Genomic DNA, 15,118 nt, shown 5'->3' on the forward strand with positions numbered 1-15,118 from the left:
GTCAGCAGGGCCACAATACTGATTATCCAGGCCAGCGCAAGCCGAACCAGGGTACGGGATGAACTCCGAACGCGCATGAACAATCATGAACAATAAGGAAGGACAGGAACAATGCTTACCGAGCGAGCCGGGGGCAGCTTTACTGTCTATCCTATCTCTTGCCTGACTTGGGCTGCGGTGGGCGTAGCGCTGATACGGGTGAGCAGGACGTTCTGCACCGGGGCAAGTACCAACGGCACCTTCTCCACTTTCACCGAACTGGTGTCGAGACCGAAGTACTTGTCTTCGGAGGCGATAAACTGTTTGAGGTAGAAGTAGGACTGCATGACCAGCTTCTCAACGAAAGGAAAGTCGTTTTCTACCGAGAGGTACCTTTCCAGCACGATGAAGCGGAAGTCGCCGGTGACGTGTTGCTTGCTCAGCGACTCGTAGCGCGAGGTGATGTCGACCTCCTTGTTGCGCACCATTTCCTCAATCACCTTGCGGAAGTACAGATTGATTTTTTGCTCGACCCGGAAACCAAGCCGGAAATTGATGCGGTAGGCGTCGTCCGGGGCCAGCTCCTTCACGGAATACTCCATAGTGTAAGGCTGGTCGGTGGTATCCACGTGCACGAACCAGTAGATATCGGCCCGCTTGGGCCGCTTCTGGAAGATGGAATAGATAATTTTCTGCTCGATTTCCGTGCCGCGCTCCGCCGACGACATGAACACTAGGTGGGTGGCATACTTGGGGATGGACTCGTCGGCGCTTAACATCTTGATGCCGTCGAGGTACGACTTGATGGGTACGAATTCGGTGAGGCGACGTTTGATATAGTAGGCTCGCAGCCACACGTACATCACCCCCATCAGCACCAGGCCAAGGGCCACCGATACCCAGCCGCCGTGCGGAAACTTGATGAGGTTGGCGACCAGGAAGGAGCCCTCAATTCCCCCATATACCAGCACGAATAGAATTACGAGCGGCAGTGGCACTTTCCTGGCTCGCAGCCACACGCTTAGCAGCAGCGTCGTCATCATCATGGTCACAGTAATGGCCAGCCCGTAGGCCGCCTCCATGTTTTCTGACTTGCGGAAATAAAGTACGATTCCTATGCAGCCCAACAGTAGCAGGCGGTTCATGCTGGGCACGAACAGCTGCCCCTTCACGTCGGTGGGGTAGTTGAGCTTCACTTTGGGCCACATGTTGAGGCGAATGGCCTCGGCCACCAGCGTAAACGAGCCGGTGATAAGCGCCTGGGAGGCGATAATGGCGGCCAAGGTCGCGATGGCAATGCCGGTGAGCAGGAACCACGATGGCATCAGGGCATAAAACGGGTTGCGGCCGGCCAGTTGCTCGCCTTGGTGGGCCACCATCCAGGCACCTTGCCCGAAATAGTTGAGTAGCAGGCAGGTCTTCACAAATACCCAGCTGATGCGGATATTGCCCTTGCCGCAGTGGCCCAGGTCAGAGTACAGCGCCTCGGCCCCGGTGGTGCACAAGAACACGGCACCCAGCAGCCAAAAACCGCCCGGCGTGTTCACCAGCAAGCTGTAAGCGTAGTAGGGATTCAGCGCCTGGAGTACTTCGGGGTGTTGTAGAATACCGCTCACACCGAGCCCAGCCAGCATGGAAAACCAGACCAGCATGATAGGGCCAAAGGCCTTGCCTACCATCTGGGTACCGAAGCTTTGCAGCAGGAACAGGCCTACTATAATGCCAATGACGATGGGCACCGTCGGCAACGTAGGATACACGGCCTGTAAACCCTCAATGGCCGACGAAACGGAGATGGGCGGCGTAATCACGCCATCGGCCATCAGAGCCGCCCCGCCAATGATGGCGACGACTGAGAGCCAGGCCCCCCGTCGTCGCACCAAAGCGAACAGGGAGAAGATGCCCCCTTCCCCGTTGTTATCGGCGTTGAGTGTAAGCAGCACGTACTTGAGCGTGGTTTGCAGCGTGAGCGTCCAGAAGACGCACGAGATGCCCCCGTAGACCAAGTTGGCGTCTATTAAGCCGGGAACAATGGCCTTCATCACGTAGAGCGGCGAGGTGCCAATGTCGCCATAGATAATGCCCAGTGCCACGAGTACGCCAGCCGTGGTAATACGACTGGTGTGATGGCTGGCGGCGTGGGCGGGATTGGCTATGGATTCGGAGTTGGCTGTGGATTCGGCTGTCATGCTAAAAAAAGTTGGGGGGGGTAGCTTAGTTTTGATATGTACAGCTCGTCCAATAGCGTAAGATCTAGCCAACTTCCCGCCACATTTTACAAAGCGCCCACGCCCGCTACCTAAGGTGCTCACAGGTACGGTAATAACTTATCTCGTCAATCTTCGGGCAGGAAATTTCCTAAATCACCCCTATCATTTTGACATGGTTCTTTGTCAGAATGATAGGGGTGCCCAGGTAAGTACCCCAGCATTAACAGGCCGGATTAGTTGATTTAATGAAAGCGCAAAAAACCATCACGGCGCTGGTCATTGGGTTAGTGATTCGCCTCGCTGTCTGGTCTGCGACCCATGATAAAGAATTTGCCCTGACGGGCATGCTGCTGCTTTTTGCTTGTTGGATTGCTTACAAAAATTTCCAAAGCCTGAAGAGCATTCGAGCAGAAATAAGCCGCAGGTACAGGGTTGGTGAATGAAGGTGCTGAGGCCCAGTTTTTGTCTATATGTTTAGCCTAATCGTTGAGACCCCGAACCCGTGAACAGCGCTAGCCGGTACTCTAGACAAAGAACCAAGCAGGTGGGAGTAGTTCATTGAAACGGTCCCAAGCTAAACGTGGCAATTCAGTCTAAGGAGGGTTCTAATAGTTCAGGAGTACTTCTTCATATACCTGCACCCTGTAGTCTGCCGAATCGAGTAGCGGTGCGCCCACGCCGCCGCTGTCTTGCAGCCAGGCACGGATTATCGCGGCCTCGTCGGCACACGCGTTGACGGGGGCCCTGAACGGCAAAGCTTCATGCAGCACGCTGATGAAGTTAAAGCGCAGCTGCCCCGCCTGCGGGTCGTGCCAGAGGTAGTAGCGCAGCCCGCCCGGCTGCCCACGCTGGGCGAGTTGGGTGCGGCGGTTACACTTGACGCGTTGCAAAAACGCCTGTACCTCTGCGGGCGCAATCGCCCCAGCCAATTCCTCGCTCACGCCGATGGTCCACATGTTCTCGGCAATCTCGTTCTCCAACTCGTCCCGCGAGGCGGCCAAGTACACCTGGTCGGTTACGATGGACTCCAAGTCCTGAAAGTAGGCTTCTTTACTGGTCATAGGAACGGGCTAACTTTCTGCTGCAGGAAGCACCGGCGCGAAAGGTATCGCTTTCTTGCGTTCAGTAAAATGGTCGGAACCGCAAAAGTGGATAGGTGTGAACTTAGTTGCCGCATTTGCACTTACAGGTTATAGAAGAAAATTATCAATTATAGGATTCCGCGCGGTATCTTTGGGGCATGGTCGTCATTTCCCAGAAGCCGCTGCGGGAGTTTTGGGAGCAGCACCCCGACGCGAAAGAAGCGCTGAGTGCCTGGTACGCCTTCGTGCAGGAAAGCGACTGGGCCCGGCACGCGGACGTAATCCGGGACTACAACACGGCCGACTACACCCGCGACGGGCGCTACGTGTTCAACATCCGCGGCAACCGCTACCGCTTGGTGGCCCGGGTGCACTTCGCCACCCGTACCGTGTTCATCCGCTTTGTCGGCACGCACCAGCAGTACGACCGCATCAACGCCGACACCATTTAACCAGCCCTACACTCGCTCACGTTTTAGCAGCCGATTCCCATGGACATTCGCACCCCCGCCGATTACCAGCAGGCCCTGGACCAGTTCACGGCCTGGATGGACCACGAACCCGCCGACCTGGCGCCCATGCTCGCGCTGCGCGACGCCATCAGTGCCTACGAGAAGGGCCAGGGCTACGAACTGCCCGCCCCCCAGACCCTGGTGGGGCGCTTGGAGCTGGAGATGTACCGGCGCAAGCTCAACAAGAAAAACCTGGCCGCCCTGCTCGACATCCCGGCCTCGCGCCTGAGCGACGTGTTGCAGGGCCGGCGCATCAACCTGGACCTGGCCAAGCGCCTCTACAAGCGCCTGGGTATTCCCGCCGAATTCATTTTAGAGGCCGCTTAACGGTTCTGATCAGGCACAGGGCGCGTTCAGAAATAGGAGGGTTTCTGTAACAGCCGCAGTCGAAAAAAGCTAAAAGGGATTCGACTTTGGCTGCTCTGTTGGCCACGCCCTACTTGATCAACGTGAGGGCCGCGTTAAAGTCGCGGTCATCCACCGCTTTGGCACCCGTTCCCCCCGGAAGGGGCGGCATCCCCTCGACAATGTCGCGAATAACGCCTTCCCGGTCCACAAAGATGCTGAGTGGGTAGCTGGTAGTGAACTGGTTGCAATACGCCTGGGCCCCGACCAAATGGCGAAACGTAAAGGACCGCTTTTGCAAAAAGGCGCGCACTTTCTCCCCGCTCTCGTACGTCAGGGCCAGGAAGACAACCGCCGCGTTGGCCGGATCGGCCTGAATGCGGTTGAGAGCGGGCATCTCCGCTACGCAAGGAGCACACGTGGTGAACCAGAGGTTTAGCACCATGGCTTGGCCGCGTAAGCTGTTTGATTCGAGGGGCCGGCCGGCCGTGTCGAAGAGCACGAACGCGGGCAAGGGGCGTCCGATAAAGGAGGCGTAGCGTTTTCGATTCTCCCATACGCCCGCCGTCGCCCCTTGCAGGATAATCTCGTGGATCAAGGTATCGTGCCGCGCGAGGGTGGATTTTATCTTTTTGGCAAACGTAAATCCCACAGCCTTTCCCTTTTCGTTTTGCGCCTGTACCAGCGAATCCACTTGCTGGGCCGTCCACAGCCGTGGGCCACTGCTCTTGTAGCGTACGATTTGGGCTTGGCTCAGGGAGGCTAGCAGGAAAAGGGCCAGCCCGCAAGTGGTGCCGAGCAAGGGGGGGAAGGACACAGAGTAGGGAAAAGGAGTGGGCCGGCTATTTCTGAAAAGGTAAGAACTAAGCAATGGAGTTCAAGGCTCGTTCAGCGAAACGGTCCGAAGGTAAACGTGCCCCGCTCAGTTGAATGAGCGGTAAATTGGCCCCCGGCTAAACGACATTTCCTCCCCGTCCCCCCCCCTCACGATTGCATGAAAGGCCTCGTCATACCCCGTACATCCGTGCTCTACGCCCTGTGCCTGTGCGGCCTGGTGTCGTGCACCGCCGCCCGGGTCAAAGGCGATATGTACGTCTTCGAAGCGAACCGGACTTCCCGGATCCCGGTCTCGCTCACGCACTTGCAAAACGAGTACTACCTCAAAACCATCTACCTACGTCAAAAGCGCTTCGACCGCCTGCAGCACCTGCTCGCCACCCAAAGGGTGGCCAGACCGGACAAAGACCGCTACGACCTCAACGCGCGCATGTACCTGGTGTTTGTCTACCGGGGGGACACTACTGAAATCGCCGTGGACCGGGGGGCGACCGTGTGTTACGACTGGCAGTGTTACCAAATCGATCGGGACGCGGCGCGGTGGATAAGCCGGCTGTTTACCGCGAAAGAGAAAAAGAGGTACGTTCCGATCGCCTTTTCGATGCTGCCGAAATGACGCCGGGCGCAGGTCGCGGGTCGGCACAGGCCGCTTGAGGGGGACAAGCCGCGCGTGACAACGACCGCCTTCGAAACGCACAAGTAACCCAATCGGCCCGTATCGGTATCAGAAGATAACGGATCCTTGTGTTCAGTCAAACGGTCTAATCAGCGCTGATTGCCCTCAATCGGGTAATTCGTCCGCTAACGGCCGGCGAACGTGCGGCTGCATGCCGGGTTCGCAGCTACCGTGCTGGGCGAAGTGCTGGCGCGCTTGTTCCAAGCTAAGCATGTTGGCCCCGCCGGCGTACGTGGGGTTGCCCAGCTGTACGCCATCGTCTTCCCAAAAGCACACGGGGCAAATGTCGAAGGTGTTATCCGGTGGAGTCTCCAGAGTGTAGAAGCCACAACATGGGCAGGGGTAGTTTCCGTGACGGTTTGGGGTCATGGCCCAAAGGAACAGAGTAATATGTTCAGCCAAACGGTGGCAAGGTAAACCCGGGCAATCAGTTGAAGGAGGGTTTCGGGAAGCGGATGGCATGAATAGGCAGAAATTACCAACGTATCGTGTATCTACAACCTTACACGAAGAGCTACCTTGTAGGGAGCAACGTTCCAAATTCCGTATGACTTCAAGAGTAGTGGCTTCATCTTATGTGATCAATTTCCCTGATCATGACTTCGATGATAACGCTATCATGGCTTTGCTTAAAGCGGAAGCAGACATCCTGCTTCAAGAATTTGCGATAGCCTCGCTGGCCGATTGGGAAATCCTTTTCCATGCCATCTATGGCAACAGACCCGCAATTGGTGTCGCTACCAGCATGCCTTCTTACATACAGGAGAAGCAAAAGCTTCTAATTATTCATATTCCTATTCCCACCCGCGATATTGTTCCCTGGGGCGTTGATCCAAAGCAGCATATACGACTTGGTGTACACCCCAATGAAGATAAATACATTAAACCCCTGCCGGTCCATTTTACTGATTTCACGAATCAAACCGACTACCTAGTAGACTCTATGCGCCGCGCAATAGCCTGTTGCTTTGAGAACGGATTTAGAGTCAATAGCATCCCTATAAAGGCAAAACACTCGGCAAAGTCGCGCTAATGCCAGATACGATTCCTACAGTTTAGCAAAAGGGTGATTTGAGTAAACTGAAGGTCTCATAACACTTTACAAACGGTCGTCTATAAAACATTATAAGTCGGCCTTACTGTAGGAGGCCACTTGATACGCGGAATGTCGTGCCTCCTGGTAATAACAACCTGATTTTCCTTAAAACATAGCCACGGCCTCGCGCTTTATGGCCAGGATGGCGGCGGCCGTAGGGTCGGGTAACTCGTCGTTCATCATCGTTTCGAGGATGCGGCGGGCCAGCTCGGAGCCGCGGGCTTCGGCGGGGTTGGGCAGCTTCTGAAACTGGCTGCTGATGAGGTTGCTGACGCTGTTCTGGGCCAGCCGAACGGCCGCCCAGGTTTCGGGCTGCATGTACAGCTGCTGGCTGAGGTTGTGCTCCACTTCGGCCCGAATTTCCTGCAGCAGCAGCCGGTGGTAATCGGCCGCCGGAAGGTTGGCGCTGGTGATGCGCACCAGCAGGTTTTGGGGGCTGAGGCGCTCCAGCAACAACGTAACGCGCTCCAGGGCCTGCAGGCGCAGCGGCAAGGTGGTTTTGCTGGCTTCCAGGCGCATTTCCAGCAGGCGGCGCTGCTGCTCACGCTCCAGAAATTGCTGAAACAGAAAGTAGATGGCACCGGCCACGATAAGGGCCGGCAGAATAATTTTGAGCAGGTCGAAGATATAGGCGGTAGTGTCCATGCAGCCGATTAAAAGAAGAAGCGAGTACCTAAGCAGTACCTGGGGCAATTCGTTGCGGAGGCAAAGATAGGCGGTGAACCGCCGGAGCCAAGCCGTTGTTGTAGCCTCGAACGCCACCCTCCCGCCATGTAGTGTGCCGGGCGGCCGCCAGCAAGGTGTGGCCCCAACTACGGGCGGCGTTGTATCTTTGCCCCACTTCTTCTAAAACCGAACGCATTATGGCAACGGCCGTTTCTACCAAACTTGCTCCCATCAGCCTCACTCCCCGCGCCCTGGAGGAGGTTCGCAATATTCTCGTTGAAAAAGCGGTTCCCGGCGAGTACGGCCTGCGCGTTGGCGTGCAAGGCGGTGGTTGCTCGGGCATGAGCTACCTGCTGGGCTTCGACAAGCCTAAAGAGCAGGACGAAACCTTCGACATCGATGGCGTGCTGCTCATCATGGATAAAAAGCACGCCATGTACGTGCTGGGTATGGAAGTCGACTTCCAGGACGGCCTTAACGCCCGCGGCTTCATTTTCAGCAACCCGCAGGCCAAAAGCACTTGCGGCTGCGGCTCCTCGTTCTCGTCGTAAGCGCTAGCGGCCGTTACTTTGGTCAGATTCAGCCCACCTGCAGCATCCTGCGTACCCTATTTGAGTATCGGTGGCCTGACTACTACCCGCCAATTTTATAAAAGAAGCCGCTTCGCCATTGGCGAAGCGGCTTCTTACTTTAGGGTATCTGCGGTACGGCTGGCAGCAGGGCCTTGGCCAGAAACGCCCGCACCAGCCCCAGCCGGTGGCGGACCTGATCCTGCTCGTATTCGCGGGTAAGCGTGGTTTCAGTGGCGCGCTCGATCAGGTCGCACTGGCGGCGCAGAGCCTGGCGGCGCTTGTAGGAGCCCGTACGGCGGCCAATCGTTTGGAGGGCTTTGAGCTGGCGTAGCAATATGGCCACGTTGTCGTCGCCGCTGCTGCGGATCTGGTCGAAGGCCAGCTTCACGAAATCTTCGAAGTTGCGGGTGTGAGCAATCAGGCGTACCTGGCCGTCGGCGGCACGCAGGGGCTGGTGCAACTCGCGGCTGGCCAGGAAGGCCAGCATAGCCCCCAACCGGTCGACGCAGATAACGGCCGTGGTGGTATCGTTGATGCCCGGCGACAGCGCCTTGAGGGCAATATCAACAATCTGGCGGAAGCCAAAAGCCACATCCTGCTGGTCGATGCTGCGTTGGTTGTCGATGGTGAAATAGCCGTTCAGCTGCTCCTGCTCCTTGTCGGTGGGCAGGCGGTCGGTAGCGTAATAGGCCACCGCCACCAAGGGCGTGTCGAGGGTTACGAAGTCGCCGAGGCGGTGTTCGAGCCGTATTACAGCGTCGTTTTCGGTGGCAAAATCCAGCAGCTCCTGACTAGCTACCCCCTGCATGTAGCCGGTGGCGGCGGCTAGCACCAGATGCCAGTTCAGGTCGGTGGTGCGTAACGTTTCCTCCTCTTCCTGATCGGCCTCCTGGCCTACCTGCTTGGGGAAGATTTTGGTCATGCTGCTAATAGTTTCGTTGGCCGCTTCGGCAATAATATTGGCCGCCTGAATAGACGTAGCAATATGGTGGATGAAGAAAATCAGCATCCCGATACTGACCAAGGCCATCAGCAAGGCAAACGACACGGCCAGCGGCGGCACAAACCCCGCGTCATGGTCACTGCTGTCGCGGATCGTGCGCAGTACGATAAGGCAATACACGAAAATGCTCACGAAAAAGCCCATCACCACCTGGTTGGGCCGGTCGCGCATGAAGTTGCGCAGGATGCGCGAGGTGTACTGCCCCGATACGGTAGCCAGCGTGGAGAGCGTGAGCGAGAAAATGAGGGCCGCTACCGTAATGGCCGAGCCGGAAATCGAGGAAAGCATACCCCGGGCCCCGCTAGATCCGGCTCCGAACAGCAGCGGATAGTTGGACGTCCATTTGTTGCTGGTGCTGTTATCGATCAGCACCAGCCCGTAGGCCAGCACCATCGACGAGATGACCATCAGGGTGGGCACGAACCATAGACTCGCGTTGATGTTAAGCCACCAGCTTTTAATTTTATTCATGGAGAAAATGAGGGGATAACAGGCGTTGGACAGCCTTTGTGGAAACCGGAGCGGCGCTTCGTTCCGTTACGGCTTGGGCACGTTTTTCAGCGCCGAATGCGGGGCGTCGGCCGATTCGTGCTGGAGGGCGTTGAGGGTGCCGTCGTTTTCGAGCACTACGGCGGCAGCCTCGGCCAGGGAGGCAATGCCCCGCTCGCGCAGACTGGCCAGGATTTCGCCTTCCGTCACGCGCTCCGCTTTCATTACGGCGTGTAGAAACCGGCCTTGGTACACGAGCAGTGTGGGTTCCGATTTGATGAGTTTATCCACCGTCTGATACCGCACCGATAGCCAAGTAATACTGTACTGCAGGCCAATAAGCAGGCCCATACCCAACAGGCCATCGGCCAGGGCTACGCTTTTACTAAGCAAGGTAGAAGCCAGCATGGAGCCCAGGGCTACTGTTACGATGAGGTCGAAGGCATTCATTTTGGAGAGCGTGCGCTTGCCGGACGTACGTAGCAGCAAAATGAGACCGATATACACCAGCACGCCAATTACTACAATCCGAAGCAGGCTACTCCAATTTGTGAAGAAGAATTTTTCCATAAGTTTCTGGTGAAGACAGACCCCTAGCCCTGCCCCAGGCTGGTACCCGGTTTAATTGTCGGCTTCTTGGGGTCTTCGGGCGGATCAGCGAGGGTGCCAGGCTCGGCCATGGCCACCTGAATGGGTATGGCCGGCATTTTGGTGGGCAGGCGCAGCTCCAGAATATCGGGCGGCAAGGCGTAGCCACCGGCCATGAGCGCCACTTTCACCCGGTTCATCACCCGGCTGCGCAGTTCCAGGGTGGCCCGGCGGTAATCGTCGGTGTCGGTCCAGAAAAACACCTTCAGGTTAACAGTGCTGGCGGCTAGCTCATCAACGATGGCAAATGGCTCACGGTCGGTCAGCACCTCGGGTTCTTTGCGCACCTGCTCCAGAATCAGGGCAATGGCGGCGGCCACATCATCATCGTAGTCAACCCCCACCACAAACTCCTGGCGGATGAAGCCGTCGCGGGTATAATTGATGAGCGGCTCCTTGAGCACAATGGCATTGGGAATGGATATGTCGCGGCCATCGAAGGTGCCCATTTCGGTGGTGCGCAGGTTAAGCTTGGTAATCTGGCCAAACATTTCCTGGATTTTCACCGTGTCGTTGACGCCGAAAGGCCGGTTGAAGGCCAGGATGATGCCGGCCAGGAAGTTCTCGGCAATGTCTTTGAAAGCGAAACCCACCACGAAAGCCGATAGGCCCGCCGCCCCCAGAATGCCGCCCACCACGCCCGAAAAGCCCAGGATATTAAGCGACACTACCAGCCCCATCAGCACCAGCACCCAGCGGCCCACCTGGGTCAGGAAATCGGTTAGCAGCGGGTCATCGGAGCGGTTGCTGAGCTTGGCCGCCAGCCAGGTTCGCAGCCGGCTGGCCCCTACCCACACCACCCCCATCAATACGGCCGCAATCAGCAGCCGGGGCAGCATGTAGAGGAACTGTTCCCAATAAGTGTTGAGTACCTGGCTGAATTCGTCGGACATTCGGATGGCGTAATAGCGTGGGCGGTGCTGTTTGTACGGGGGCAGTAGTTGTCAGTTGCCGGGCGCGGGTAACTAATCGCCGCCGCCTATATTGCGCCTATGCGCCTTTCCATCCTTGCTCCTATCCTGCTGCTAAGCGCCTTCGGGGCGCGGGCCCAGGCCTTTCAGCCCGCCGAAATTGCTCGCTGGCAGCGCCAGGCCAAGCAGGTCACCATCACCCGCGATACCTGGGGCGTGCCCCACGTAAGCGGCAAAACCGATGCCGATGCCGTATTTGGGCTGCTGTACGCGCAATGCGAAGACGATTTCGCGCGCGTGGAGGCCAACTACCTTGATGCGCTGGGCCGTCGGGCCGAAGTGGAGGGCGAAAGCGTGATTTACCACGACCTGCGCGCCCGGCTGTTCATGGACAGCACCCAGGCCATTGCGCTCTACCAGAAAAGCCCCGGCTGGATGCGGCAGCTGCTGCAGGCCTTCGCCGACGGCACCAACTACTACCTGCACACTCACCCGCAAACCAAGCCCCAATTGCTGCGCCGCTTCCAGCCCTGGATGCCGCTGCTGTTCTCGGAAGGCAGCATTGGGGGCAACGTAAGCGTGGTGCCGGTAGAGCGGCTAAAGGCCTTTTACAGCCGCCAGCTGGCTCCCGGTACCGGCTGGCAGCCCCCGCAACTGCCCGCCAAAGAAGACTTGCTCGACCGTTCTTCGCTGGGTTCCAACGGCTTCGCTATCGGGCCGCAGCTCAGCGCCAGCGGCCACCCGCTGCTGCTCATCAACCCGCACACCTCGTTCTATTTCCGGCCCGAAGTGCAGATGACCAGCCAGGCCGGCCTGAACGCCTACGGGGCCGTAACGTGGGGCCAGTTTTTCATCTACCAGGGCTTTAACGAGCACTGCGGCTGGATGCACACCTCCAGCTACGCCGACTCGATGGATGAGTACCTCGAAACCGTGGCCCAGCAGCCCGACGGCCGTTATACCTACCGCTACGGGGCCGAGCAGCGGCCCGTGCGCCAGCAGCCCGTACGCGTAGCCTACCGCGCCACCGATGGCACCACCAAGCACCGCGAGTTCACCACCTACCACACCCACCACGGCCCGGTAGTAGGCCAGCAGCCCGACGGCCAGTGGCTGACGGTGCGCATGATGGACACGCCGGTGGCGGCCCTGGAGCAGTCGTACCTGCGCACCAAGGCCACCGATTACGCCAGCTTTCAGCAGGTGATGAAGCTGAACGGCAACGCCTCGAACAACACGGTATTTGCCGACAGCAAGGGTACCATTGCCTACTGGCACGGCAACTTTATGCCCCGCCGCGACCCTCAGTTTGACTGGAACCGGCCGGTAGATGGCAGCAACCCCAAAACCGAGTGGCAGGGGCTGCACCAGGTGGAAGACATTGTGCAGGCGAAAAATCCGGCCAGCGGCTGGCTACAGAACTGCAACGCCACGCCCTTCACGGTGGCCGGCCCCGGCAGCAGCCCCGCCCCCGCCGCCTACCCCGCCTATATGGCCCCCGATGCCGAAAACTACCGTGGCCTGAACGCCGTGCGGGTATTGAGTGAGAAAGCCAAGTCGAAATTCACGCTCGATACGCTGCTGGCCGCCGCCCGCGACCCGCACCTGACGGCCTTCGACGAGCTGCTGCCGGCGCTAAGTGAGGCCTACCAAACCGTAGCCGACGGCCCCGATGCCCCCCAGGGCGACATCCGGGAGGCCATAACGCTGCTGCGGGCCTGGAACCACAACTACGCCACCACCTCAGTGGCCCAGACCGTAGCTACTTACTGGGCCGAGCGCCTGTTGCGGCTGGCCCGCCCCCGTGCCCAACCCGGCCAGCCCCTCGACCAGATGGCAATGATTCGCTTCGCCATCAAAAGCACCACGGCTCCTGAGAAAGTAAATGCCCTGCAGGAAACCCTCGATGAGCTGACGACCTCGTTTGGCAGCTGGCGGCAGCCCTGGGGCGACATAAACCGCTTCCAGCGCCTCACCGGCCGCATTGACGAGGTGTACGACGACAAAAAGCCCAGCCTGCCGGTGGCCTTCACCTCTTCGGCTTGGGGCTCGTTGGCCGCCTTTGGCTCGCGCGCCCGCTCCGGCACCCAAAAGCGCTACGGCGATGTGGGCAACAGCTTCGTGGCCGTAGTTGAGTTTGGGCCCCGGGTGCGGGCCCGCTCGGTGCTGGCCGGCGGCGTTAGTGGCCAGCCCGCTTCGCCCCACTTCACCGACCAGGCCCCACTGTATGTGCAGCAGCAGTTCAAAAACATCTGGTTTTATCCCGAAGACATCAAACAGAATGCCAAGCGCACCTATTCGCCGGGGCAGTAAGGGGGCATAGAAGCCGTTTAGAAAGCACCCGAAATCAATCAGAACGTTATGCTGAGCCTGCCGAAGCATCTCTACCGCAGTGGCATATGTCTACTTTGGCGGTAGAGATGCTTCGACTCCGCCCATGGCTTCGCTCAGCATGACGTTCTTTTCAACGCCGTACTTCACACTCATTCATGCCCCATTTCCACCGCCCTACCCTGCTGGCCCGGCTCACCAGCCAGCCCGAATGGGATATACTTGTTGTCGGGGGCGGGGCCACGGGGCTGGGTGTGGCCCTCGATGCCCTGAGCCGGGGTTACCGCACGCTGCTGCTGGAGCGCGACGATTTTGCCAAGGGCACCAGCAGCCGCAGTACCAAACTCGTGCACGGGGGCGTGCGCTACCTGGCCCAGGGTGATGTGGGACTGGTGCGCGAGGCCCTGCAGGAACGGGGCCTGCTGCTACAGAATGCGCCTCATCTAGTCAGCAACCAGGATTTTATCATTCCTAGCTATAGCTGGTGGGGCGGGCCCTTCTATACCATTGGCCTGAAGCTCTATGACTGGCTGGCCGGCCGCCGCAGCTTCGGCGACTCGCGGCGCCTGAGCAGCGCCGAAACCCTGGGCCGCCTTAGCAACCTGCGCCGCACCGGCCTGCACGGGGGCGTGCTCTACCACGACGGCCAGTTCGATGATGCCCGCCTGGCCGTAAACCTAGCCCAAACGGCTCTCGAAGCGGGCGGCACGCTGCTCAACCACTGCGCCGTAACCGGCCTGCGCAAAGATGCCACCGGCCACCTGACCGGCGTGCAGGCCACCGACCAGGAAACCGGCCGCTCTTACGAGCTACGGGCCCGGGTGGTGGTAAACGCCACCGGCGTGTTTGTAGATGAGGTGCTACGCCTTGATGAGCCCACGGCCCGCCCGCTGGTGCAGCCCAGCCAGGGCGTGCACCTGGTGGTAAGCGCCGATTTCCTGCCCGGCCACTGCGCGCTGATGATTCCGAAAACCGACGATGGCCGGGTACTATTTGCCGTGCCCTGGCAGGGCCGGGTGCTGCTTGGTACCACCGACACGCCCCTGCCCGCCGCCAGCACCGAGCCCCGGGCCCAGGAGGCAGAAATCGACTTCATTTTGCGCACGGCCGGCCGCTACCTCACGCGCGCACCCAGCCGGGCCGACGTGCTGAGCGTGTATGCCGGCCTGCGCCCACTAGCCGCTCCCACCGGCGGCACTACCAGCACCAAGGAGATTTCGCGTAGCCACAAGATTATCGTTTCCGAAAGCGGCCTGCTCACCATTACCGGAGGTAAATGGACGACTTACCGCCGCATGGGGGAAGACGTAGTGGACCGCGCCATAGAACTAGTCTCACTACCGGCAGCCCCCAGCCGCACCGCCCAGCAGCCCATCCACGGGGCCCAACCCACCCCCGACCACCACGCCCCCCTGGCTAGCTATGGTACCGATGCGCCGGCCCTGCGCCAGCTTATGCGCGAGCAACCCGAACTGGCCGAAAAGCTTGTACCGGATTTCGATTTCACGCGGGCCGAAGTGGTGTGGGCGGCCCGCTACGAGCTGGCCCGCACCGTAGAGGACGTGCTGGCCCGCCGGGTGCGCCTGCTGTTTCTGGATGCCCGGGCCGCCAGCCGCGCCGCGCCGGCTGTGGCCGAACTGCTGGCCCAGGAACTGGGCCACAATGCAACCTGGCAGCAGCAACAGGTGGCGGAATTCACAGAACTGGCGCGGGGATACGTGCTCTAAGCCCAGGCGGGTGGAACGCGCAGTTTGTCCGTAA

At 59.1% G+C, this 15,118-nt stretch carries 16 protein-coding genes; 8 read left to right on the forward strand and 8 right to left on the reverse strand.

Annotated features, from left to right (window positions below):
* Nucleotides 1–146: 146 nt before the first annotated feature.
* On the reverse strand, nucleotides 147–2,168 hold the full coding sequence (locus HW554_RS12710) for a KUP/HAK/KT family potassium transporter (RefSeq protein ID WP_176901166.1): 2,022 nt from the start codon (nucleotides 2,166–2,168) through the stop codon (nucleotides 147–149).
* A gap of 266 nt (nucleotides 2,169–2,434) precedes the next feature.
* On the opposite strand from HW554_RS12710, the gene HW554_RS12715 reads away from it, so the two are divergent.
* On the forward strand, nucleotides 2,435–2,632 hold the full coding sequence (locus HW554_RS12715) for a hypothetical protein (protein ID WP_176901165.1): 198 nt from the start codon (nucleotides 2,435–2,437) through the stop codon (nucleotides 2,630–2,632).
* A gap of 162 nt (nucleotides 2,633–2,794) precedes the next feature.
* Here the strand turns inward: HW554_RS12715 and HW554_RS12720 are convergent, their stop codons facing one another.
* Nucleotides 2,795–3,250, reverse strand: a complete 456-nt coding sequence (locus HW554_RS12720; RefSeq protein WP_088466087.1) for a hypothetical protein — start codon at nucleotides 3,248–3,250, stop codon at nucleotides 2,795–2,797.
* A gap of 179 nt (nucleotides 3,251–3,429) precedes the next feature.
* Here HW554_RS12720 and HW554_RS12725 point away from each other — a divergent pair, with 179 nt between their 5' ends.
* Nucleotides 3,430–3,723: a type II toxin-antitoxin system HigB family toxin gene (locus HW554_RS12725; protein WP_176908968.1), complete on the forward strand. Its 294-nt coding sequence runs from the start codon at nucleotides 3,430–3,432 to the stop codon at nucleotides 3,721–3,723.
* 39 nt (nucleotides 3,724–3,762) lie between these two features.
* Entirely contained in the window at nucleotides 3,763–4,110 is a 348-nt protein-coding gene (locus HW554_RS12730) for a hypothetical protein (protein ID WP_176908969.1), read from the forward strand.
* Between the two features lie 109 nt (nucleotides 4,111–4,219).
* Here HW554_RS12730 and HW554_RS20980 read toward each other — a convergent pair whose 3' ends face one another.
* Nucleotides 4,220–4,945 carry a TlpA family protein disulfide reductase gene (locus HW554_RS20980; RefSeq protein ID WP_176908970.1) on the reverse strand — a complete coding sequence of 242 codons (726 nt, stop codon included), beginning with the start codon at nucleotides 4,943–4,945 and terminating at the stop codon, nucleotides 4,220–4,222.
* A 207-nt stretch (nucleotides 4,946–5,152) separates the two neighbouring features.
* On the opposite strand from HW554_RS20980, the gene HW554_RS12740 reads away from it, so the two are divergent.
* Nucleotides 5,153–5,581, forward strand: coding sequence for a hypothetical protein (locus HW554_RS12740; protein WP_176908971.1), 429 nt, complete (start codon nucleotides 5,153–5,155; stop codon nucleotides 5,579–5,581).
* A 165-nt stretch (nucleotides 5,582–5,746) separates the two neighbouring features.
* Here HW554_RS12740 and HW554_RS12745 read toward each other — a convergent pair whose 3' ends face one another.
* Nucleotides 5,747–6,103, reverse strand: a complete 357-nt coding sequence (locus tag HW554_RS12745) for a CPCC family cysteine-rich protein (protein WP_317170877.1) — start codon at nucleotides 6,101–6,103, stop codon at nucleotides 5,747–5,749.
* 85 nt (nucleotides 6,104–6,188) lie between these two features.
* Between HW554_RS12745 and imm9 the strand changes: the two genes are divergently transcribed.
* Complete coding sequence (imm9, locus tag HW554_RS12750) at nucleotides 6,189–6,674, forward strand: Imm9 family immunity protein (protein WP_176908973.1); 486 nt, start codon at nucleotides 6,189–6,191, stop codon at nucleotides 6,672–6,674.
* A 168-nt stretch (nucleotides 6,675–6,842) separates the two neighbouring features.
* Here the strand turns inward: imm9 and HW554_RS12755 are convergent, their stop codons facing one another.
* A complete protein-coding gene (locus tag HW554_RS12755; RefSeq protein WP_176908974.1) occupies nucleotides 6,843–7,382 on the reverse strand; it encodes a DUF7935 family protein in 540 nt (179 codons plus the stop codon).
* A 218-nt stretch (nucleotides 7,383–7,600) separates the two neighbouring features.
* Here HW554_RS12755 and HW554_RS12760 point away from each other — a divergent pair, with 218 nt between their 5' ends.
* Nucleotides 7,601–7,954 carry a HesB/IscA family protein gene (locus HW554_RS12760; protein WP_176908975.1) on the forward strand — a complete coding sequence of 118 codons (354 nt, stop codon included), beginning with the start codon at nucleotides 7,601–7,603 and terminating at the stop codon, nucleotides 7,952–7,954.
* Between the two features lie 139 nt (nucleotides 7,955–8,093).
* On the opposite strand, the gene HW554_RS12765 is transcribed toward HW554_RS12760, so the two are convergent.
* The 3 genes from HW554_RS12765 to HW554_RS12775 form a co-directional block, all read right to left on the reverse strand.
* Entirely contained in the window at nucleotides 8,094–9,449 is a 1,356-nt protein-coding gene (locus HW554_RS12765; RefSeq protein ID WP_176908976.1) for a DUF2254 domain-containing protein, read from the reverse strand.
* 66 nt (nucleotides 9,450–9,515) lie between these two features.
* Nucleotides 9,516–10,037, reverse strand: coding sequence for a DUF421 domain-containing protein (locus HW554_RS12770; protein ID WP_176908977.1), 522 nt, complete (start codon nucleotides 10,035–10,037; stop codon nucleotides 9,516–9,518).
* 23 nt (nucleotides 10,038–10,060) lie between these two features.
* The gene (locus tag HW554_RS12775; RefSeq protein ID WP_176908978.1) at nucleotides 10,061–11,008 is read right to left on the reverse strand and encodes a mechanosensitive ion channel family protein; all 948 of its coding nucleotides are present in this window, start codon (nucleotides 11,006–11,008) and stop codon (nucleotides 10,061–10,063) included.
* Nucleotides 11,009–11,107: 99 nt separating this feature from the next.
* On the opposite strand from HW554_RS12775, the gene HW554_RS12780 reads away from it, so the two are divergent.
* Together HW554_RS12780 and HW554_RS12785 are read left to right on the forward strand one after the other, a co-directional pair.
* The gene (locus HW554_RS12780; RefSeq protein WP_176908979.1) at nucleotides 11,108–13,339 is read left to right on the forward strand and encodes a penicillin acylase family protein; all 2,232 of its coding nucleotides are present in this window, start codon (nucleotides 11,108–11,110) and stop codon (nucleotides 13,337–13,339) included.
* 176 nt (nucleotides 13,340–13,515) lie between these two features.
* On the forward strand, nucleotides 13,516–15,084 hold the full coding sequence (locus HW554_RS12785; protein ID WP_176908980.1) for a glycerol-3-phosphate dehydrogenase/oxidase: 1,569 nt from the start codon (nucleotides 13,516–13,518) through the stop codon (nucleotides 15,082–15,084).
* The last annotated feature ends 34 nt before the right edge of the window (nucleotides 15,085–15,118 follow it).

The organism is Hymenobacter lapidiphilus, assembly GCF_013377885.1.
GTDB lineage: Bacteria > Bacteroidota > Bacteroidia > Cytophagales > Hymenobacteraceae > Hymenobacter > Hymenobacter lapidiphilus.

Bases quoted from the DNA above. Each gene is read 5' to 3' on its own strand.
- HW554_RS12710 (WP_176901166.1), bottom strand. From the start codon at position 2,168: ATGACAGCCGAATCCACAGCCAACTCCGAATCCATAGCCAATCCCGCC.
- HW554_RS12715 (WP_176901165.1), top strand. From the start codon at position 2,435: ATGAAAGCGCAAAAAACCATCACGGCGCTGGTCATTGGGTTAGTGATT.
- HW554_RS12720 (WP_088466087.1), bottom strand. From the start codon at position 3,250: ATGACCAGTAAAGAAGCCTACTTTCAGGACTTGGAGTCCATCGTAACC.
- HW554_RS12725 (WP_176908968.1), top strand. From the start codon at position 3,430: ATGGTCGTCATTTCCCAGAAGCCGCTGCGGGAGTTTTGGGAGCAGCAC.
- HW554_RS12730 (WP_176908969.1), top strand. From the start codon at position 3,763: ATGGACATTCGCACCCCCGCCGATTACCAGCAGGCCCTGGACCAGTTC.
- HW554_RS12745 (WP_317170877.1), bottom strand. From the start codon at position 6,103: ATGCCATCCGCTTCCCGAAACCCTCCTTCAACTGATTGCCCGGGTTTA.
- imm9 (WP_176908973.1), top strand. From the start codon at position 6,189: ATGACTTCAAGAGTAGTGGCTTCATCTTATGTGATCAATTTCCCTGAT.
- HW554_RS12755 (WP_176908974.1), bottom strand. From the start codon at position 7,382: ATGGACACTACCGCCTATATCTTCGACCTGCTCAAAATTATTCTGCCG.
- HW554_RS12760 (WP_176908975.1), top strand. From the start codon at position 7,601: ATGGCAACGGCCGTTTCTACCAAACTTGCTCCCATCAGCCTCACTCCC.
- HW554_RS12765 (WP_176908976.1), bottom strand. From the start codon at position 9,449: ATGAATAAAATTAAAAGCTGGTGGCTTAACATCAACGCGAGTCTATGG.
- HW554_RS12770 (WP_176908977.1), bottom strand. From the start codon at position 10,037: ATGGAAAAATTCTTCTTCACAAATTGGAGTAGCCTGCTTCGGATTGTA.
- HW554_RS12775 (WP_176908978.1), bottom strand. From the start codon at position 11,008: ATGTCCGACGAATTCAGCCAGGTACTCAACACTTATTGGGAACAGTTC.
- HW554_RS12780 (WP_176908979.1), top strand. From the start codon at position 11,108: ATGCGCCTTTCCATCCTTGCTCCTATCCTGCTGCTAAGCGCCTTCGGG.
- HW554_RS12785 (WP_176908980.1), top strand. From the start codon at position 13,516: ATGCCCCATTTCCACCGCCCTACCCTGCTGGCCCGGCTCACCAGCCAG.